General features: G+C 44.3%; 17 protein-coding genes. 15 read left to right on the top strand and 2 right to left on the bottom strand.

The window, feature by feature from the left end:
- Window positions 1–12: 12 nt before the first annotated feature.
- The 3 genes from dnaX (at window position 13) to recR (ending at window position 3258) form a co-directional block, all read left to right on the top strand.
- Window positions 13–2196, top strand: coding sequence for a DNA polymerase III subunit gamma/tau (gene dnaX / locus JKJ11_RS05120; protein ID WP_252038819.1), 2184 nt, complete (start codon window positions 13–15; stop codon window positions 2194–2196).
- A gap of 110 nt (window positions 2197–2306) precedes the next feature.
- The gene (locus JKJ11_RS05125; protein WP_006071316.1) at window positions 2307–2636 is read left to right on the top strand and encodes a YbaB/EbfC family nucleoid-associated protein; all 330 of its coding nucleotides are present in this window, start codon (window positions 2307–2309) and stop codon (window positions 2634–2636) included.
- Between the two features lie 22 nt (window positions 2637–2658).
- The gene (gene recR / locus JKJ11_RS05130; protein ID WP_006071315.1) at window positions 2659–3258 is read left to right on the top strand and encodes a recombination mediator RecR; all 600 of its coding nucleotides are present in this window, start codon (window positions 2659–2661) and stop codon (window positions 3256–3258) included.
- Window positions 3259–3327: 69 nt separating this feature from the next.
- On the opposite strand, the gene aqpZ is transcribed toward recR, so the two are convergent.
- Both aqpZ and JKJ11_RS05140 read right to left on the bottom strand, forming a co-directional pair.
- The gene (aqpZ, locus tag JKJ11_RS05135) at window positions 3328–4023 is read right to left on the bottom strand and encodes an aquaporin Z (protein WP_006071314.1); all 696 of its coding nucleotides are present in this window, start codon (window positions 4021–4023) and stop codon (window positions 3328–3330) included.
- A gap of 77 nt (window positions 4024–4100) precedes the next feature.
- A complete protein-coding gene (locus tag JKJ11_RS05140) occupies window positions 4101–4349 on the bottom strand; it encodes a YkgJ family cysteine cluster protein (protein ID WP_031493115.1) in 249 nt (82 codons plus the stop codon).
- Between the two features lie 159 nt (window positions 4350–4508).
- Here JKJ11_RS05140 and JKJ11_RS05145 point away from each other — a divergent pair, with 159 nt between their 5' ends.
- From JKJ11_RS05145 to JKJ11_RS05200, 12 genes are all read left to right on the top strand, one after another.
- Entirely contained in the window at window positions 4509–4961 is a 453-nt protein-coding gene (locus JKJ11_RS05145; RefSeq protein ID WP_252038820.1) for a YcgN family cysteine cluster protein, read from the top strand.
- 56 nt (window positions 4962–5017) lie between these two features.
- Window positions 5018–6613, top strand: a complete 1596-nt coding sequence (locus JKJ11_RS05150) for a site-specific integrase (RefSeq protein ID WP_252038821.1) — start codon at window positions 5018–5020, stop codon at window positions 6611–6613.
- Window positions 6610–8472 carry a hypothetical protein gene (locus JKJ11_RS05155; protein WP_252038822.1) on the top strand — a complete coding sequence of 621 codons (1863 nt, stop codon included), beginning with the start codon at window positions 6610–6612 and terminating at the stop codon, window positions 8470–8472. The genes JKJ11_RS05150 and JKJ11_RS05155 overlap by 4 nt, the downstream gene beginning before the upstream one ends.
- A gap of 3 nt (window positions 8473–8475) precedes the next feature.
- Window positions 8476–10458, top strand: a complete 1983-nt coding sequence (locus JKJ11_RS05160; RefSeq protein ID WP_252038823.1) for a site-specific integrase — start codon at window positions 8476–8478, stop codon at window positions 10456–10458.
- Window positions 10455–10913: a phage tail tube protein gene (locus JKJ11_RS05165; RefSeq protein ID WP_252038824.1), complete on the top strand. Its 459-nt coding sequence runs from the start codon at window positions 10455–10457 to the stop codon at window positions 10911–10913. Before JKJ11_RS05160 ends, JKJ11_RS05165 begins: the two co-directional genes overlap by 4 nt.
- Window positions 10914–11106: 193 nt before the next feature.
- Window positions 11107–11700, top strand: a complete 594-nt coding sequence (locus JKJ11_RS05170; RefSeq protein WP_252038825.1) for a tyrosine-type recombinase/integrase — start codon at window positions 11107–11109, stop codon at window positions 11698–11700.
- A 153-nt stretch (window positions 11701–11853) separates the two neighbouring features.
- Window positions 11854–12957, top strand: coding sequence for a helix-turn-helix domain-containing protein (locus tag JKJ11_RS05175; RefSeq protein ID WP_252038826.1), 1104 nt, complete (start codon window positions 11854–11856; stop codon window positions 12955–12957).
- The gene (locus tag JKJ11_RS05180; RefSeq protein ID WP_252038827.1) at window positions 12938–13432 is read left to right on the top strand and encodes a PIN domain-containing protein; all 495 of its coding nucleotides are present in this window, start codon (window positions 12938–12940) and stop codon (window positions 13430–13432) included. The genes JKJ11_RS05175 and JKJ11_RS05180 overlap by 20 nt, the downstream gene beginning before the upstream one ends.
- A 55-nt stretch (window positions 13433–13487) precedes the next feature.
- Entirely contained in the window at window positions 13488–15068 is a 1581-nt protein-coding gene (locus JKJ11_RS05185; RefSeq protein ID WP_252038828.1) for a type I restriction-modification system subunit M, read from the top strand.
- The gene (locus JKJ11_RS05190; protein ID WP_252038829.1) at window positions 15065–16330 is read left to right on the top strand and encodes a restriction endonuclease subunit S; all 1266 of its coding nucleotides are present in this window, start codon (window positions 15065–15067) and stop codon (window positions 16328–16330) included. The genes JKJ11_RS05185 and JKJ11_RS05190 overlap by 4 nt, the downstream gene beginning before the upstream one ends.
- Window positions 16330–17460: an AAA family ATPase gene (locus JKJ11_RS05195; protein ID WP_252038830.1), complete on the top strand. Its 1131-nt coding sequence runs from the start codon at window positions 16330–16332 to the stop codon at window positions 17458–17460. Before JKJ11_RS05190 ends, JKJ11_RS05195 begins: the two co-directional genes overlap by 1 nt.
- The gene (locus JKJ11_RS05200) at window positions 17453–20581 is read left to right on the top strand and encodes an HsdR family type I site-specific deoxyribonuclease (RefSeq protein ID WP_252038831.1); all 3129 of its coding nucleotides are present in this window, start codon (window positions 17453–17455) and stop codon (window positions 20579–20581) included. The genes JKJ11_RS05195 and JKJ11_RS05200 overlap by 8 nt, the downstream gene beginning before the upstream one ends.
- The last annotated feature ends 249 nt before the right edge of the window (window positions 20582–20830 follow it).

Here is a 20830-nt window from a genome sequence, read left to right on the forward strand (position 1 = left end):
TAGGACACCTTAATGAGTTATCTCGCGTTAGCTAGGAAATGGCGACCAAGAAAATTTTCAGAGGTAGTTGGACAAACCCATGTCCTAACTGCACTTGAGAATGCACTAGACCAGAACAGATTGCATCATGCTTATTTGTTCAGTGGAACACGTGGTGTGGGTAAGACGTCCATCGGTCGCTTGTTCGCAAAAGGTTTAAACTGTGAAACAGGCATCACCTCGACACCTTGTGGTACATGTTCGACTTGTATAGAGATTGATGAAGGCCGAAGCGTTGACTTACTTGAGATTGATGCGGCGTCTCGTACAAAGGTTGAAGATACTCGCGAGCTTCTAGATAACGTTCAATATAAGCCAGCGAGAAACCGCTTTAAGGTTTACCTGATCGATGAAGTACATATGCTCTCGCGTCATAGCTTCAATGCGTTGCTTAAAACGCTTGAAGAGCCACCAGAGTATGTGAAGTTCTTACTGGCGACGACGGATCCTCAAAAGCTGCCGATGACCATTCTGTCGCGCTGCTTGCAGTTCCACCTCAAGCCGATCACTGTTGAGAATATCCAGCAACAGCTGGATCATATTCTTGAGAAGGAACAAGTTCAGTCTGAAAGCCGAGCGCTTGCTCTGCTTGCTCATGCTGCTGACGGCAGTATGCGTGATGCATTGAGCTTGACCGATCAAGCGATCGCGCTTGGAAATGGCAATGTATCGACACCAGTCGTCAGTCAGATGTTGGGTACGCTAGATACGGCTCAAGCGATTCAAATACTGGAATCATTGACTACGGGTGATGCACATCAAGTTATGACCAAGCTTGAGCACTTGGCGGAAAATGGTGTGGATTGGGATACATTGCTTTCTGAGCTCGCATTGCAGTTACATAGAATAGCGATGACTCAAGCATTACCATCTAGTATCGATGCCGCAATTGCCGACAGCGAAAAAATCCAGCACCTTGCGCATACACTACAAGCAACGGATGTACAGCTGTACTATCAAATTGCTCTGAAAGGCCGACAAGATCTGCCCTTCGCTCCATCGCAACGTGTCGCCGTTGAGATGACGCTACTGCGTATGTTGGCATTTAGACCAAGCACTCAGCTCAGCGCTAATGAAATCACTGTCGCGAATCAAAGTGCAGTGGCTAAGCCTGCGTTGTCATCGTCACAAAGCATGGCAACACAGCAGGTATCGAGTGATACTAATGCTCAAACTTATGCCACGCCGACGCCACAATTTGATAGTACGCGTGAACCGTATATTGATACCTCTGCTATACCGATGGGTAACCAACCAGTACAGGCCGAACATCGACCAAGTGCGCAAAGTGAATGGCAAGCACCTCCATCAAATCAAGAGCAGTATTCGAAAACACCGCCTTCGCAAATTCAGCCCGCTCCAAATAGTGGATCTAATGATGTCGTTCGCGGTGAGGCACAGCGCTCAGTTCCAGCCAGCGAGCCAGCAAGACCTGCGGGTGGTTTACGTCATCAATTGCGCTCGAAACGACAATCGGCTTCTCAAGGTCAAGCGAATTCAGGAAACTCTCCTGTAAAAAAGCCTAAAGCGTCATCTGAATCTGCCTCTGTATTAGAGCGTGTTGCTCAGAGAACCCAAGGTCGCACGCCAAGTGCGTCAAATGGTTTAGATGCCGCTAAATCAAATACCGAGCAGGTTAAAGATAACGAGCCTTATCGATGGCGGCCAACAGGTAATGTTGTCGCTCAAGAAGTGAAGCCAGTCGTCAAACCGTCTACGCTTAAAAAGGCTCTTGAACATATCAAAACGCCAGAAATGGCGCAGCGACTGACGCAAGAGGCTGCTCAGCAAGACACTTGGGCTGAACTGATTGAACGTCTTGATATTGGCAAACTGGTGCAACAATTAGCGCTTAATTCAGTCTTCAAAAAAGATGGTTCATCCATTCAATTGGGACTGCGTGCTACACATGCGCATCTAAATTCTGACAAAAATCAGTCAGAACTACTTGCAGGGCTTAATGTCTTATTGGGAGAAGAGTGTCATTTGTCGGTAGAGCTCTCTGAGGAGGGGACGACACCACTCGAACTTCGTGAGCAGTTATATCAAGGCAAGCTTTCTGATGCGGCCAAGAGCTTGCAAGCGGATCCTAACATTCAGTTTATTGTTACAAGGTTTGCGGCAGAGTTAGACGAAGAGAGTATTCGACCTTTATAAAGTTACTTTCCCGGTTGTTTGCTCGAGGTAAACAGCTAGGAAGCGGGGTTGCAATCTATGAATGCGTCCCCATGTTATTAGTTGAAACATGAATAAACCGAGAGAACCCTATGTTTGGTAAAGGTGGTATGGGCAACCTGATGAAGCAAGCCCAGCAAATGCAAGAGCAGATGCAAAAGCTTCAAGAAGAAATCGCTAACATGGAAGTAACAGGTGAGTCTGGTGCTGGCCTTGTTAAAGTAACCATCACAGGTAGCCACAGCACTCGTCGTGTTGAAATCGATGAAAGCCTTATGGAAGACGACAAAGAGATGCTAGAAGACTTGATTGCAGCGGCGTTCAATGACGCGGCTCGTCGTGTAGAGGAAACTCAAAAAGAGAAAATGGCGTCAGTAACTGGTGGAATGCAGCTACCACCAGGCATGAAAATGCCTTTCTAATTGAAGGATTAGAGAACAATTAATGCGTACTAGCCATATGCTGGAGCATTTGATGGAGGCCTTGCGATGTCTACCTGGGGTTGGTCCCAAGTCAGCACAACGCATGGCCTTTCATCTGTTACAGCGCGATAGAAAAGGCGGTATTCAGCTGGCGGATGCACTTTCAAGTGCAATGACTGAAATTGGTCACTGTCAGGAATGCCGTACCTTTACCGAAGAAGAAGTTTGTCATATCTGTAGCAATCCTAAGCGCAAAGAGAATGGCCAACTTTGTGTGGTAGAGAGTCCTGCTGATATTGCTGCTGTAGAAGCTACGGGGCAATTCTCGGGTCGCTATTTTGTTCTAATGGGGCACTTGTCGCCATTAGATGGCATCGGTCCTAGCGATATTGGATTGGATGTTCTCGATTATAGACTGCGCCAAGGCGACATCGGTGAAGTCATTCTAGCGACTAACCCAACAGTGGAAGGTGAAGCAACCGCGCACTACATAGCTGAACTGTGTCATGAGCACAAGGTATCAGCAAGTCGTATCGCTCATGGCGTTCCGGTGGGCGGTGAGTTAGAACTGGTCGATGGAACGACGTTGTCTCACTCTCTGTTGGGCAGACAAAAAATCTAAAGTAGATTGCTAAATAAGATTGATAGTGAAAAGGCGCATTTAGCGCCTTTTTTATGTTCAAAATTAGCTTTAGTCACTATCACTGCTTAGCAATGAGCGATACACCCAAGCCCCAATGATTGCACCAACAATAGGTGCCAACCAGAACAACCACAATTGTGCGACAGCCCAATCGCCAACGTAGAGCGCGACCCCTGTACTGCGTGCTGGATTTACTGACGTGTTGGTTACAGGAATACTGATTAGGTGAATCAAAGTCAAACACAAGCCGATCGCTATAGGAGCGAAGCCTTGAGGTGCTCTTTTGTCAGTGGCTCCCATGATGACCAGTAAAAACATTGCTGTCATGACGACTTCGCAGACCAAGGCCGCGGTTAACGAGTACTTCCCAGGGGAGTGTTCTCCATAACCATTAGAGGCAAAGCCAGACGCGGCGGCGTCAAACCCGGCTTGTCCGGAGGCTATAATATAGAGCACGCCACCGGCAAGTAAGCCACCGATGACTTGAGCAACAATATAGGGAAGTAGCTCTTTGGCGTCGAAGCGACCACCGGCCCAAAGGCCGATACTAACGGCTGGATTTAAATGGCACCCAGAAATGTGGCCAATAGCAAATGCCATTGTGAGCACAGTCAAACCAAAGGCAAACGCCACACCTAATAAGCCAATACCTACATCTGGAAATGCTGCTGCTAACACAGCGGAACCGCAACCTCCGAGTACTAGCCAGAATGTACCAAATACCTCAGCCAAATATCTGTTCATAAGAAACACCATTCTTAAAGTTGTGCGTCTTAACAACATAGCTTATTGGTTTGATACTGCCAGTTTAGCGTTAGATATTAGGTAATTCGTTCAAGCTCTAGGATGTTTGCCAATGCTTTAGCATTAGTATCGCCACACACGTCTGGACAGGCTTTAAAAGCATGGCACACTTTTGGTCGCTCGGGCTGACCAAACAACTTACAAAGATTGCGCTCATCAAGCTGTATGCAGCGAACGCCGCTGGGTTTGCCGTTTGGCATTCCAGGAATAGGGGAAGAAATACTTGGGGCGATACAACATGCCCCACAACCTAATCGACAATCCATCTTTTGCGGCCTTAAAATTGAAGGGCGCTGAGTTTACCAAAAATAAAGGTGTTGTACATAATTGAATCACAGCTACAGCATCCAGAAAGAACAGAGTACTTGCAGTTTGTATCAACTAGCGGTATAAAACGCCTCCACAGGTTTAGAAGGTAATGCCACATGACCAGTCCATTTTGGGAAACAACACCATTAGAGCAAATGAGTGAACAGCAATGGGAATCATTGTGTGATGGTTGTGGTAAATGTTGCCTACACAAACTTATGGATGAGGACTCGGATGAGGTTTATTACACCAATGTGGCTTGTAGTTGGCTGAACAGCAAAACTTGTTCGTGTAAGGATTATCCAAATCGATTCCAATCGGGTGAAGAATGTTTAAAGCTAACCCGTGAAAAAATCCACGAGTTTAATTGGCTCCCAGAAACGTGCTCATACCGTGTTCTATCAGAGGGTAAACCCCTTCCAGAATGGCATCCATTGATCACGGGCTCTAAGTCCGCTATGCACGCTGCAGGGGAAAGTGTTCGCAATAAAGTTGTGTATGAAATTGATGTGGTGGATTGGGAAGACCATATCCAAAACTTACCTGATAGACTAAAGCCTCACAATTAACTTTTAAAGTTGAGAATGCTGTATGTACTGGTTGTATGTACAGTATGAGGTTTGGTATGTCAGATAACGATGAAATTCAGAAAAAGGTCATACGAAAAGAGGTAGAAATTTCACCTATCCCTAACTTCGTTTACGAAAAACCATTGGTATCCATTGATGAGAATGGCGAACCTCAGGTTACCTACCGTACCAATGGGAATAAGATCCCCATCAAGAAACTTCCCTTACTCTATGTCGCTGGGTATGACGACAAAGACAACCTAATTAGCTACCAGCCATTAGACATGGTCAATGAATTCTTATTGTCGAAAGCAATCGATGATGGTGTGCTTGAGCTTGGTACTGATGCACAGGGGCTTGCCCATTATTTCAGCTTCGTATTGGACAAACAGGCAGCATGGGACGCTGAATACGATGAAGAGGACTTTGACCCTCTCTATGATGACCCCCGCCCAGAATGGGATGCTTTTCCCCGCAACAAACAAGAGCGGTTAACCTATCAATATCGAGATGGAATAAAGCAACTTGCTATTGATGGTGTATTGGCTAAAACAACAGCTAGGCAGTATATGAGCAGTGTTGTTAATTTCTATAAACACTGTCTGCGTCAAGGCAGGCGCTTTAATAATCCTCCCTTCCAGTTCGAGACAGTGAACGTCCATTACGAGGCGTCTGCATCTAGTATGAAAGCTTACCAACGTAAGCAGGTGCACACGACTGATATGCGGATTAAGTTTGCTAAGTCCTCTCGCAGTGGTGGCACAAATCTCAGCAACCTACGCCGTGACCTGAAACCATTCACCAATAATGAATGGAAAATCCTACAAACCATATTAATGAAATCCCGCAGGGTGGTTCGTCATGGTGATAACAATAAACTGCATTCGCTGCCGATTGAGTTTTGCCTGCACCCAATGATTTGCCGTAATACGGGGTTACGCCGTGAGGAAGCTGCGAGCCTGCATTTGGGGCAGATTGTTAACCCTGAAACGATGATTCAGGGTGGCAAAGAGGTGTTTAAAAAGCCTGTGATGGATTTGGGTGTCGGCGATAAGTACCAATCACTCACAAAGACGGCTGAGGGCTTCGCAGAGAAAAATAAAAGCCGCATTACTATTATCCCCGCCACATTAATGAAGATGCTTTACGATTACTCGCAGTCTGACAGGTATCAAAAGCGTCTTGAGAAATTCAAAGAATGGTGCAAGGAGCAGGTTGAGGCAGGTAATACGCATTTCTTTGAGGGTGATGATGCAATCAACCCTCAATTGAAATACCTGTTTATTACCCAGTCTGGGAAACCCATGTTTACCCGACTACAAGATTTCACTGGACGTTGGGTGGAAATACGTAACACTGCAAACCTAACCCAAGGCCTTGACCAGCCTATTGCCGGTTCCCTACATAATTTACGCTCAACGTTTGCCGTAAATATCTTCCGTCACCTTTTAAATAAAAAGGATGAGTATGGCAACCCATCAATCACACCTGATGAAGCATTGGATAGGGTATCAGCGCTGCTAGGCCATGAAGATAGGGCAACGACCATGGAATACCTGAAAATTGCACAGGATATGCCCTCTGCCGATGAAATCTATGAAGACGTACTGGACTATATTGGCGCTTTTGATGATTTGGAGGTGGCACTATGATCCAGGGACGAAAGCGTACTAAAATTACGATAGAGAAGACCAGCGCACCGATTATCCCACTTCGCTTTGAAGATATGGTTTTAGATTGTGGTAATGAAAATAAAGCCTACACCCACCGGTTGCGCTACCGTAATGTCCCGACAGTGAAACAGATTGAATCAGGAAGTGGCGTGCTGGCGAATCGGGATGATATCGTTAGGGACATTCACCAAAAGTTAAACCCCTTACCTGAAAGCCGAACAAAGGGGGCTTACTTTGCTGGGCTTGTAAGCTATTTTCGATATCTTGATAGCATTGGTTACCACGGTGACCTTTTCAGTAGTGCCGTCATGATTGATTGCTTAGAGCACTTCAATAAATTATGCGAAAAAGGTGTGCAGGTATCAAAAGCTTCGAAGATTAAAACCAGCTTATCTTTCCTATTAAGGCAGTGGGGTAGGGAGTCTTACCTTAAGACGCTGCCAGAGGTCGCTGGAATCCCTCCGGCTGCGAACAAAGCGTTCCATGTGGAAGCAGAGTTGAAACCATTATCCAAGGTGTTGGTTAAAGGCGCAAAGGCCTTTCAGGAAGCGATTGAGAAAAATGAGTTGCTAGATATTCATCCGTTCTTTGATGAAGACCTGTTTGATGAACAAGCAAAGCGTTTTGGATGGACATTAAGGCAAAGTGCAGCCAAGAAAAATGGCTTCAAGACGAGCATGAAACCTCGAGGTGGGACAATAAAGTTCAGCCCGGTTCCATTTGATCGCCTACATCGACAGGTTTTCTATAATCAGGCATCACGCAATTGGTTTTTCGTATTCTCAATGCTGACAGGCATGAATAAATCAGTGCTTGCTAATGTGCGCCACAAGGACGTTTCATTTAAAAATATTGGCAGTGGGCGTTTTGTTTTTGACGGTGAAAAGTTTAGGGCAGGCTATAAAAGTTTGGATAATAGCGCTGGTTTTAGCCTGCGAACTAAAGAGTTGATTACCCGATGGCTAAAAACCTCTAAAGCGATGTACCAGTCATTAGGTATCCCGCTGTCAAACGAGCTACCACTTTGTCCTTTCTTTAGTTCCAGCGGTGAGATCTTGACATTCAATGTCCACGGTTCAAATATTGGCATCATCAATAATCAGCTTGAAAAGATAACGGGATTAAGGGTTACGACAAGCCGATTCAGGGCGACAAAATCCGATGTACTGATGCGAGTGACGGAAGATATCTTCCTTGTGTCACAGGGGTTGAATAATTCCGTGAACGTTGTCACCAAACGCTACTCTAGCGGCGTTCAGGCAGACCATGATAATAACCTAAATGCCACGTTTGGCGCGTTAAGTGCTATCGCCAAGGGTGAGGAGGTTGGCAGAGCCATCGAAGACTCCAAGGTAATGCGCAGCGATATTTTGTCTGATTATGATGCTAGAAAATTACGTACCCGTGAAAGCCAAGAGCAGCCATTAATGACCACGCCCAGTGGCATCAAATGCGCAGGGCCAACACCAGAGAGACTTGTTGCAGAAGCAAAGCGTATGAAGCAGTTGGGGATTGATTTTTCGCAAGATACTGGGCGTTGCACGGACTTTCTTGCTTGCTTTGATTGTGACAGCCATAAATTGGTGGCGTCAGAAAATGATATCTGGTTAATGCTGTCATTTTTAGAACAAATCGAAGACCTCAAAGAGATGGTGGCCAGCAATTCCGCACCGAAGGAAGAGTATTTTGTGGTGGAGGGGGTGTTGAAAAAAGTCCTTCTCAGGCTGAAACAAAAAGCCCCCAAAAACTACGCTCAAGCAAAACAAAAGGTGGATGATGGCGACTTCCACCCGCTTTATCAAGACCGAGCCAGCGCAAGCCAATTCTTTAAGGGGTAATTTATGTCTAAACAGCTTATACAGCTTCGCCAAGAGCTCGCTGAAAATCCGTATGTGACGTTTGACTCTGACGGAGAAGGAGTGTCACGCGTCTTTGATGTAGAGTGGGATTTCCATGCCCTGAACCAGAAAGATAAAACAATCTCTTTTGGGCAGATTGATGAGAAGTACCGCTATGATATTCAGTCTTACCTTTATGGGGTGATACAATGGCAAAAGGCAACATCAAACTCTAACTCCCATGCGGCTGTTGGCACACTGAAAAGGCGTAGGGAGGGATTAAAAGCCATCGCAACACGCTGGGGAAAAAGTGATTTCAATTTGCTTTCGAGCGAGCGAGAGTGGAAAAAGTGCGCTAAAACATTACATGGGGCTTTCGGTGAACGAGGGTGCCAACAAATTGGGTCTGTGATTAATACACTGAATAAAGCGGGCCTTGTAACGCGATATGTCCACAAACGAGAGCATATCCAGTGGGTTAAACCTGATGCTGATGACGGTCAGGCAATTGCGTTTCCTGAAGCGATTCATGTCAGTATATTAAAGACCGTTGTTGAGTTTGTTGAAACTTATCACCCCTATCGCCACCAAATTTCAGCGGCGATGGAAAAGTTATACATCTATCAGGATGAGATGCTCAACGCTGAGCTTAAAGCGCTCGATGTGAATGCCCTTAACGAGAGGCAAATGAAGACACTCCAAGTGAGGATGCATCGCAAAACAAGCAAGTGGCCTGAACGAAAAGCAATTCCTAACTTCTCATTTCACAGACGTGGAAATTGGTTAGGTACATTGCTCAGGATGTGCTTTATCTGTGTCGGCTTATTCTCCGCTGCCCGAAAGGAAGAGTTGCTCTCCATGAATAAAGAGAGCTATGACGATTCACTGGCTGCCGTACCAAAGGTCTCAGGGTTTTCGACAAAAGGCAATAAGGGCGAAAAGATTTATACAACGTGGAATACGGCTCCTATCGCAAAGCTGGCACTCGAGCTCGCTTTTGACGCCACGCAAGCCGCGAGGAAATATAGTTTAGAACGACTGGATGACGGCTATCAACATGGTCAGCTAACCCTAGACCAATACAACGCAAAGAAACAAGACCTTGAGAGTGCCTTTATATCTTCTGAAATACCTTACGAGAGTGCAGTGCTTATAAATAAAGTGACGTTAAAATACCTTATTGATGGTGCTGGTAATGCATTGAACATGAAAGAGTTCAACATTACTGCGACCGCCGAAGACGTTGACGAGTTTGATCTGTTAAACCCAGATCGAGCAGGGAGTTTAAAGATTGGAGGCGGTTTACCAAAGCTTAGCCCTCATGATTTACGGCGGAGTTTTGTGGTCTTTATGGTGAAAAACCGACTGGGCAACGCACTCACAGTAAAATACCAACTTAAACACCGCAATATTAATATGTCTAACTGGTATGCGAACTATTCTGAACTGGTGCGTACCAACCAACTGCTGATGGATACAAAGTTAATGAGTGAATTTGATGAAGCCATTGAAAACTCAGCAGTGGACGCATGGGATGAGATTTACAATGTATCCGATACCTTAAGTGGTGCTGAAGGCGAGCGTATAGCTCAGAATAAAGCAGAGCGGCTAGCACAGGGTGAAGAAATAGTTATGTCCCGAAGTGAATTGCTTGCATTGGTAAGGTCTGGTGACAAATCCATTGTGTTGCTTCCTACAGGGGGGTATTGCACCAACCGTAATTGTGAGCGCCTTTGCTCTCTGATGGATATTGTTGAAGCCCCCTGTGAGCATAAGGTTGTCACTGATAAGGCGGCCAAAAGGCTGTCGAGGGAGCGGGACAACTTAATTGCTTCATTTCGGGCAACCAATGATATGGGTGATTATGCCAATGAGTTGATTTTGGATGCCAGAAAGAAGAAGATTCAGTCTATTGAACCAACGTTGGTCAAGCACAGCATCCCATTTGATAGCTTCAATGATGATATTAAGGCAGTGTGGTCATGAAAGTAGAGTATCGAGCAACCTGCAAGGCTGAGGGGTTACTGGTCAATGCATTTCAGCGACTATTAGATGGTAAGCCGCTTCATGTTAAGGGGACGGGCAAGCTCACGTTAAACCGAATCAACAATGAAGCCCAACTTGGCAATAGCTATGTCCATAAGTTCAAAGAGTTCGTGGCCTATGCAAAACCTGTTATCGACAAGTACAATCTCAATCGTGATAAGGCAATGACAACTGGTTTAGATATTGAGCTAGATGTTCCTTTGTCTGAGCTTGATGGGCTGAAACATCAGTTGAAGAAAGCTAATGAGCTTAAAGATAAATACAGGGTGCAACGAAACAATGCAATTGAGGCCCGAAAGCAGTTAGAGGCTGAGAACGCCAGGCTCCGATTTAGGGTGTTTGAGCTCCAACAAGAGCTATTAGATGAAAATTCGGTTGTGACACCAATCAAGTAGCGTGCACTCACGCTCAAAGTGTAATGGGGCTTAGGGACGCAAGCGTAACACGTTTCTGCCCCAAAATTAGCTAGACTAAATACTCTAGAGTGCTTATGTCTGCAATATGTCGCAGCCCATCATTGCATAACCATTCAATTTCCCTCATCTAAGCTTATTAAGGCCACTTCTAAAGTCAGACTGGAGGTCAATTATGTGGACGAAGAAAGGTCACTTAACTGGGCAGAAAAAGCCCTTCAAGCTCGAAGATATCTGGCGAATTCGCACTAGACTAGAAATCGAAGGCAACATCATGGAATTGGCCTTGCTCAATCTCGCCATCGATTGCAAACTGCGTTCTTGTGATTTACTAAGAATGAAAGTGAGGGATATATCTTCTGGAGGTGTAATTCAAGATCGGGTGCTTTACAGCCAAAGTAAAACGGGCAGAGAGGTACAGTTTGAGATAACTTCACGCACCGCACAATCATTGACTCAATGGTTAATTCACAGCCAACTATCGGCTCAAGACTATCTGTTTCCTAGCCCTCGCAAACAAGGGAGGGCAATGAGCTATAGCTGCTATGCCACTATTATTCGCCACTGGGCAACGAAACTTGGCTACGATCCCTATCTGTATGGCACGCATTCCATGCGCCGCACCAAAGCAACACTGATCTATGCTCGAACCAAAAACATTCGGGCTGTGCAATTATTACTGGGGCACGCTAAGTTAGATAATACCATTCGCTATTTAGGAGTAGAGATGGAAGATGCACTCAACATATCTGAAAATTTAGAGCTGTGACTTTGTTCTGATAAAGCAGCTTCCATGTGCAGGTGTAATAAGATCAAACATTAAACCAATGTGATTTCTACTCTATGAAAGTGTACTTACAAGGTTTATAATTACTTATGATTTATATTTTTTATAAACCAATCCGTTGTTTGAGAGGATACCATGTTTGCAGAGCGCCTAGAACGAGCCCGCAAGGCTGCAGGGCTATCAATGAGTGCATTAGCCAGCGAAGTTGGCCTATCCGCTAACGCCATTAAAAAGTACGAACATGGCACGACCATGCCCTCTTCTTCAAATCTACTAAAGCTTGCGAAAGCGCTAGATGTGCGCAGCGAGTACTTCTTTCGCCCGACCAAAGTGAAATTGGAAGGCGTGGAGTACCGCAAACGAGCTAATACACCCAAAAAAGTGTTACACCGAATCAACAGTGATGTCTTAGACCAAGCTGAGCGTTGGCAAGAGCTCTTAGAGCTCTATCCAGACTCAGTAAAACCGATCCCTGAGTTTGCTCTACCTGATGAACTTCCAGAACAAATCCTTAGCTTAGAACAAGCGGAAGACTTGGCAATTCAGATACGTCATGCTTGGGAGCTAGGGTTAAACCCCATTCACGATATGATCGACACCCTTGAAGCTAAAGGAGTGATGATCATTACCACGGATGTGGAAACAGATAAGAAGTTTGACGGTTTAGCGGGCAAAATTGGTAGCACTCCTGTAGTGGTGATCTCTACCGCCCAAAGTGGTGACCGCCAGCGCTTCACCTTGGCCCATGAACTTGGGCACTTAGTCGTGCATGGTCGTTTAGCTGAAGGGATTGATGAGGAGAAGGCTTGTAATGCCTTTGCTGGTGCATTTCTTTTACCTACCCAATCACTTATTGAACACTTGGGTGAAAAGCGCCGTCATATTGAACCGCGTGAATTACTGATGCTAAAGCACGAATACGGTATTAGCATGCTAGCGGCACTGTTTCGAGCTGGCCAATGTGGAATAATTACGCCTGCGACTCAGAAAAACCTATTTATGCTGTTTAGCAAAAATGGCTGGCGAACGGAGGAGCCAGGAAAAGCATACCCTCATGAATCGACTTATCTACATAAGCAGTTGGTATATCGTGCTTTAGGTGAAGAATACATAGGGGAGTCAAAAGCTGCAGAGTTACTTGGCATGTCTGTTTCTAGCTTTCGTAAAGAACGAAAGTTGGAGGTGCCGACTCAAGCACAGTTAGCTCAGGAGGCTAGCCGTGCAGCAGCTGCTAATTAGTGATGCCAATATCCTCATTGACATGGAAGAAGGTGGTTTACTGGAAGCAATGTTTCAGTTGCCCTATGACTTTGCAACGCCAGATATTCTTTTTGTTGAAGAACTTGAAGAAGATCATCCCCACCTTCTGGATTTAGGGTTAGCGCTAAAAGAGGTTTCTCCAGAATCAATGATGTATGCCATGCAGCTAACGGGGACCTATACCCAAGCGAGCCGAAACGATTGTTTTGCCCTTGCTTTAGCAAAGCAAGAACAGTGTCCTTTACTGACTGGTGATATGGCACTGAGAAAAGCAGCAGAAAAAGAAGCTGCCATCGTTAAAGGCACAGTTTGGCTAGTATGCCAACTGGTGGTTCATCAGCAAATCAATACCGAACAAGCGCGAGCAGCCTATAAGCAGATGCAAGCCAATGGCAGGCGTCTACCTTGGCATATCGCAGAACAAGCTTTAGTAGAACTAGAGCAAGTAAATTAATAATTAATGGGTTGCCCTCATAAAGTGCAATTCAGAACGATCAGGAATTCTAATAATGACAAGTTTACAACAACGTGCCGAACTTCAACGCCAAATATGGGCGATTGCCAACGATGTACGAGGCTCAGTGGATGGTTGGGATTTTAAACAATATGTACTGGGTACGCTGTTCTACCGTTTTATCAGTGAAAACTTTGTCAACTACATCACTGGCGGTGATGAGAGCGTTAATTATGCGGCCATGTCTGACGATGATGAAAACATCGGTTTTGCCAAAGAAGATGCCATTAAAACCAAAGGCTATTTTCTTTACCCTAGCCAGTTGTTTAGTAATGTGGCGGCCAATGCGCACAAGAATGAAAATTTAAATACGGATTTGGCCGCTATTTTTGCTGCAATCGAAAACTCAGCCAACGGCTATGATTCAGAAAAGGACATCAAAGGCTTGTTTGCGGATTTTGATACCACCAGTAATCGTCTGGGTAATACGGTAGAGACAAAAAACAAACGCCTAGCTGCTGTTTTAAAAGGTGTGGCAGGTTTAACCTTCGGCAATTTTGAAGAAAACCAAATTGATTTATTCGGTGATGCTTACGAGTTCCTGATTTCAAACTATGCCGCCAATGCGGGTAAATCCGGTGGCGAATTTTTCACCCCTCAGCACGTTTCAAAATTGATCGCGCAGCTCGCCATGCACGGCCAGAGCAGTGTTAATAAAATCTATGACCCTGCGGCGGGTTCGGGTTCTTTGCTGTTACAAGCAAAGAAGCACTTCGATGCGCATATCATTGAAGATGGTTTTTTTGGTCAAGAGCTAAACCACACCACCTACAACTTGGCGCGTATGAACATGTTTTTGCACAACATTAACTACGACAAGTTTAATATTCAGTTGGGGGATACCTTAATCGAACCGCACTTTTTAGATGACAAGCCGTTTGATGCTATTGTCTCTAACCCGCCTTATTCAGTGAAATGGATTGGTAGCGACGACCCAACCCTAATCAACGACGACCGCTTTGCGCCCGCTGGTGTGCTTGCGCCTAAATCAAAAGCCGACTTTGCCTTTGTGCTCCATGCCCTAAGTTACCTATCAAGCAAAGGCCGCGCTGCCATTGTTTGTTTCCCCGGTATTTTTTACCGTGGTGGTGCTGAGCAAAAAATTCGCCAATACCTAGTAGATAACAACTACGTTGAAACTGTGATTTCACTGGCACCTAACCTGTTCTTTGGCACCACCATTGCGGTGAATATCTTAGTGCTGTCTAAACATAAAACCGACACTACCACCCAATTTATCGATGCCAGCGGTTTGTTTAAAAAAGAGACCAATAATAACGTACTAACGGACAACGACGACGAAAAAAATCCGGGTCATATTCAGCAAATTATGAAAGTGTTTGCCAGCAAAGAGAACGTTGAACACTTTGCTAAATCGGTTGATTTGGACGTCATAGCAGGCAATAGCTACAACCTATCGGTAAGCAGTTATGTGGAAGCTAAAGACAACCGCGAGCTAGTGGATATTACAGAGCTTAATGCTGATCTTAAAACTACCGTTGCTAAAATTGATGCGCTTCGCAGTGATATTGATGCCATTGTGGCGGAGATTGAAGGTGAGGAGATTGAGGCATGAGTAATTTGAGCTATTTAGAGAAGCTATTGGATGGGGTTGAGGTTGAGTGGAAAAAGTTAGCTGATGTTTTTCAGCTTAAAAATGGATATACACCATCAAAATCAAAAAAAGAATTCTGGGAAAATGGAACTGTGCCATGGTTTAGAATGGACGACATCCGAGAAAATGGCCAAATCCTTGATGGTTCGCTACAAAAAGTCTCAGAGAGTGCAATCAAAGGTGGAAAGCTATTTCCTGAAAATTCAATAATAATTGCCACATCAGCAACTATTGGAGAGCACGCTTTGATTCGTGTTCCATTTTTAGCAAATCAGAGATTTACTAATTTAAGTTTGAAGCCTGGCTATAAAGACACATTTAACAACAAGTTTATTTTCTACTACTGCTTTATTTTGGCGGATTGGTGTAAAAAAAATACAACCATGTCTAGCTTTGCATCTGTTGATATGGATGGATTTAAAAAATTTCCTTTCCCAATTCCATGCCCAAACAACCCAAAAAAATCGCTGGCAATACAAGCTGAAATTGTGCGCATTCTGGACGCATTTACCGCTATGACCGCCGAGCTGACCGCCGAGCTGACCGCCGAGCTTAACATGCGTAAAAAACAATACAACTACTACCGCGACCAGTTGTTGAGTTTTGAAGAGGGTGACGTTGAGTGGAGGGCTTTGAGTGAAATGGCCGAGTATTCAAAGGCTCGTATTAGTTACACAGAACTAGATGACAGCAATTACGTTGGTGTTGAAAGCTTACTTCAGAATCGAGCTGGTAAAATAGACTCCACTCGAACCCCAGATAGTGGAAAACTTACACAATACAATCCTGATGATATCTTAATAGGGAATATACGTCCTTATTTGAAGAAGATATGGCATGCAGATCGAGTTGGCGGCACGAATGGTGATGTTCTTGTGGTTCACCCTACTGATACAGCTATAAATCCACGATATTTGTATCAAGTATTAGCTGATGACAAGTTTTTTGAATACAACATGCAACATGCAAAAGGCGCCAAAATGCCACGAGGAAATAAGCCAAAAATCATGGAGTATTTGGTTCCTATTCCATTTGCTAGCAATAGAGAGAAATCTCTTTCGGAACAAGAACGCATCGTTACTATTCTCGACAAATTTGACACTCTAACGAGCTCCATTACCGAAGGTCTTCCCCGCGAAATCGAATTACGCCAAAAGCAATACGAATATTATCGTGATCTGTTGTTGAGCTTCCCGAAATCTCATTCACATGAGGCGGCTTAATGAGTAAAACGCTAACGGAAATAGCAGAGTTGTTGCAAGCATCCGACAAAAAGGTGCAGTTAATCTATGCCTTTAATGGTACAGGTAAGACGCGTTTGTCGCGTGAATTTAAAGAGATCATCGCGCCAAAGGAAGATGGACTTGATGATCTTGATGGTGCAGAGCAAGCGCCACTGTCGCGCCATAAGATTTTGTATTACAACGCGTTTACGGAAGACCTGTTTTACTGGGATAACGATTTAGATGCGGATGCAGAGCCGAAGTTAAAAATCCAACCTAATACGTTTACCGATTGGATATTAAAAGTGCAAGGTCAAGAGCCTAATATCACCAGGTTGTTTCAGCGTTATAGCAACGAGAAGTTGACGCCTCATTTTAATGAAGACTTTACTCAAGTTACGTTTTCATTTGAGCGAGGAAATGCGGAAAGAGCACAGCATGTAAAAATATCTAAGGGCGAAGAAAGTAATTTTGTCTGGAGTATTTTTCATGGGCTTCTAGAGCAAGTTATTAGAGTCATGAATAATCCTGATGAAGAGGATGATGAGAGCTTCAATCAGCTAGAATATGTGTTCATTGATGACCCCGTTAGCTCATTAGATGAAAACCATTTAATTGAACTTGCAGTTAATTTGGCGGAACTAATCAAGTCAAGCAAATCTGAGAAGCTTAAATTTATCATATCGACACATAATCCACTATTTTTCAATGTGTTGCACAATGAGCTTAATGCAAAAATCTGTTACTTGTTGCAACGTTTTGAAGACGGAACCTTTGATTTAAAAGAAAAAAAAGGTGGCGCTAATACCAGTTTTTCTTATCACTTGTATATCAAGCAATTGATTGAACAAGCTATCACGAACAATGAAATACAGCGTTTTCACTTTAATTTACTGCGCAACCTTTATGAGAAAGTCGCAGCATTTTTGGGGTACGCAGATTGGACAGCGTTATTACCCGAAAGCCGCGAGCTATACGCCAAACGAGTGATGCACTTTTATAGTCATCGTTCATTATCAAACGAAGAAGTTGCAGAACCTACCGAACCTGAGAAGCAGATTGTTAAGTTTCTACTTGAACATCTATTAAATAATTATGGTTTTAAACTGCAAGGAGCACAGAATGACTAACACAACAAAGCCGATTGCAGAATCAAATAATTTTATTGTCTTAGACAAATACACAAAGCAAACGCAGGTAAGTGAAAGCTACCAGAGCGAAGGTGATTTAGAACGTGAGCTGATTCAGGACCTAAGCAACCAAGGCTATGAGTATTTACCTACGCTAACGACGCCAGACGCCATGCTGGCGAATGTGCGCAAGCAGTTACAAGCCCTCAACAAGGTCCAGTTTAACGATGCCGAGTGGGCTCGCTTTTGCGAGCAATACCTAAACACACCCAGCGACAATGTTCTTGATAAAACCCGCAAGGTGCACAGTGACTATATTTTCGATTTTGTCTTTGATGATGGCCATATAGAAAACATCTACCTGTTCGACAAGAAGACCATTGCTCGTAACAAAGTGCAGGTCATTAAGCAGTTTGAGCAAACGGGAAGCCATGCCAACCGTTATGATGTGACGATTTTGGTCAATGGTTTGCCTTTGGTGCAAATCGAACTGAAAAAGCGTGGTGTGGCGATCCGTGAGGCGTTTAATCAAATACATCGCTACAGCAAAGAAAGCTTTAATGCTGAGAACTCGTTGTACAAGTTCTTGCAGCTTTTCGTGATCTCTAATGGCACCGACACGCGCTATTTTGCCAACACGACCAAGCGCGACAAGAACAGCTTCGACTTTACGATGAGCTGGGCGAAGTCAGACAATACGCTGATCAAGGATTTAAAAGACTTTACCGCCACTTTTTTCCAGAAAGAGACGCTGCTTGAAGTGATCTTGCGTTATTCGGTGTTTGACGTCAGCAATACCTTACTTGTAATGCGCCCCTACCAGATTGCGGCCACTGAGCGCATTTTATGGAAGATAAAGAGCGCGTTTAACGCTAAGAACTGGAGCAACACCGAGAGCGGTGGGTACATTTGGCACACCACAGGTTCAGGAAAAACACTCACTAGCTTTAAAGCGGCACGTTTGGCCACCGATTTAGACTGTATCGATAAAGTCTTTTTTGTGGTGGACCGAAAAGACCTCGACTATCAGACAATGAAAGAGTATCAGCGCTTCTCACCTGATAGTGTGAACGGTTCAGACAGTACCGCAGGGCTTAAGAGTAACCTGGATAAAGACGATAACAAGATTGTCGTCACCACAATCCAAAAGCTCAATAATTTAATCAAAAGTGAAAGCGATTTAGCTATCTACAACAAGCAGGTTGTCTTTATTTTTGATGAGTGTCATCGAAGCCAATTCGGTGAAGCGCAGAAAAACCTGAAGAAGAAATTCAAAAAGTACTACCAGTTTGGCTTTACCGGTACGCCAATTTTCCCTGAAAACGCCTTGGGTGCTGAAACCACGGGCAGCGTGTTTGGCCAGCAGTTGCACACTTATGTGATCACTGATGCCATCCGTGATGAAAAAGTACTCAAGTTCAAAGTGGACTATAACGATGTTCGTCCGCAATTTAAGAGCATTGAGACTGAGCAGGATGAAAAGAAGCTCAGTGCCGCCGAGAATAAGAAAGCGTTCTTACATCCAATGCGCATTCGTGAAATCTCGCAGTATATTCTGAGCCATTTTAACCAGAAAACGCATCGAGCCTATTCTGGTGCCAAAGGGTTTAACGCCATGTTTGCGGTCAGTAGTGTTGATGCAGCGAAAGCGTACTATGAAACCTTCAAAACATTGCAGTCCGAGGCCGAAAATGGACCTACAAGTAAGCCTCTGCGCATTGCGACTATCTTCTCATTTGCAGCCAATGAAGAGCAGGACGCTATCGGTGATATTTTAGATGAGAGCTTTGAAGTTAGCGCGATGAACAGCAGCGCGAAAGAGTTTTTGAGCGCCGCGATTAACGATTACAACGCCATGTTTAAATCTAACTATGGCGTGGACAGTAATGGCTTTCAGAATTACTACCGTGACCTTGCCCAGCGCGTGAAGAATCAAGAAATAGATTTACTCATAGTGGTGGGGATGTTTTTAACTGGCTTTGATGCACCTACTCTCAATACCTTGTTTGTTGATAAGAATTTGCGCTATCACGGCTTGATGCAGGCGTTTTCTCGCACTAATCGCATTTATGATGCGACGAAGACCTTTGGCAATATTGTTACCTTCCGAGACTTGGAGCAGGCAACCATTGATGCTATTAGACTTTTTGGCGATCGTGAAGGTAACGAAAATATTAGCCAAGTGGTGCTGGAAAAGAGCTACCAAGAATATATGGAAGGCTTTAATGATATTGTTACCGGCCAAGTGCGCCGGGGTTTTGTCAATATCGTAAGAGAATTGCAAGAACGCTTTCCAAACCCAGAAAATATTGAAAAAGAACAAGACAAAAAGGAATTTGCAAAGCTTTTTGGTGAGTATCTTAAAGCAGAAAACATTCTGCAAAACTATGACGAGTTTGCCGCTTTAAAAGCAATGCAAAGCTTAGATAGCAGTGATGAGCAAGCCGTAGAAGAGTTTAAAGCCAAGTATTATTTAGACGACGCAGACATTGAGACAATGCAAACCATCGATATGCCAAGCGAGCGTGCTATTCAAGACTATCGTTCTGCCTACAACGATACCCGAGATTGGTTACGACGTCAGAAGAAAGGTGAGGAAAAAGACAAGTCAACCGTAGACTGGGACGATGTAGTGTTTGAGGTGGATTTGCTTAAATCACAGGAAATAAACCTCGATTACATTCTTGAACTGATTTTTGATCACAACAAGAAGAACAAGAGCAAAGAAGGCTTGATTGAAGAAGTTCGCCGTATGATTCGTGGTAGCCTTGGCAATAGAGCGAAAGAGAGCTTGGTGGTTGATTTTATTAACCAGACAAACCTAGATGAGATCAATGACAAAGCCAGCATTATCGACGCCTTCTTCAAGTTCGCCCAGGCGGAGCAGAAGCGCGAAGCCGATGCCATTATTGCCTCTGAAAAGCTCAATATCGATGCTGCCAAACGTTATATTGCGTCATCACTCAAACGTGAGTACGCCTCTGAAAATGGTACTGCACTTAATGAGGCGCTGCCCAAACTGAGCCCATTGAACCCACAGTATCGAACCCAGAAGCAAACAGTTTTTCAGAAAATTGCCGCTTTTGTTGAGAAGTTTAAAGGGGTAGGTGGGCAGTTGTAGTGATATGTAGAGCTCTTTTCACGTAGTTATTGCTTGATGAAAAGAGCTCGATGCTTTCTTAATTAAGTAGGGCGTTGTTTCCTAAGCATGTTTCCCTCTGACATTTGCGCTTTGGCCACGATAAAACTCTGCGTTTGGCATTGGCAGATGTCCTGTGTATATCGGAGAGCCGCATTCTTTCATCTCCGATTGAAGCGAACATTTTACGAAATGCTATTAGTCAACAATGCCATTAAGTAGCGCTATTTT

It is taken from the genome of Vibrio sp. SCSIO 43133, assembly GCF_023716845.1.
GTDB lineage: Bacteria > Pseudomonadota > Gammaproteobacteria > Enterobacterales > Vibrionaceae > Vibrio > Vibrio mediterranei.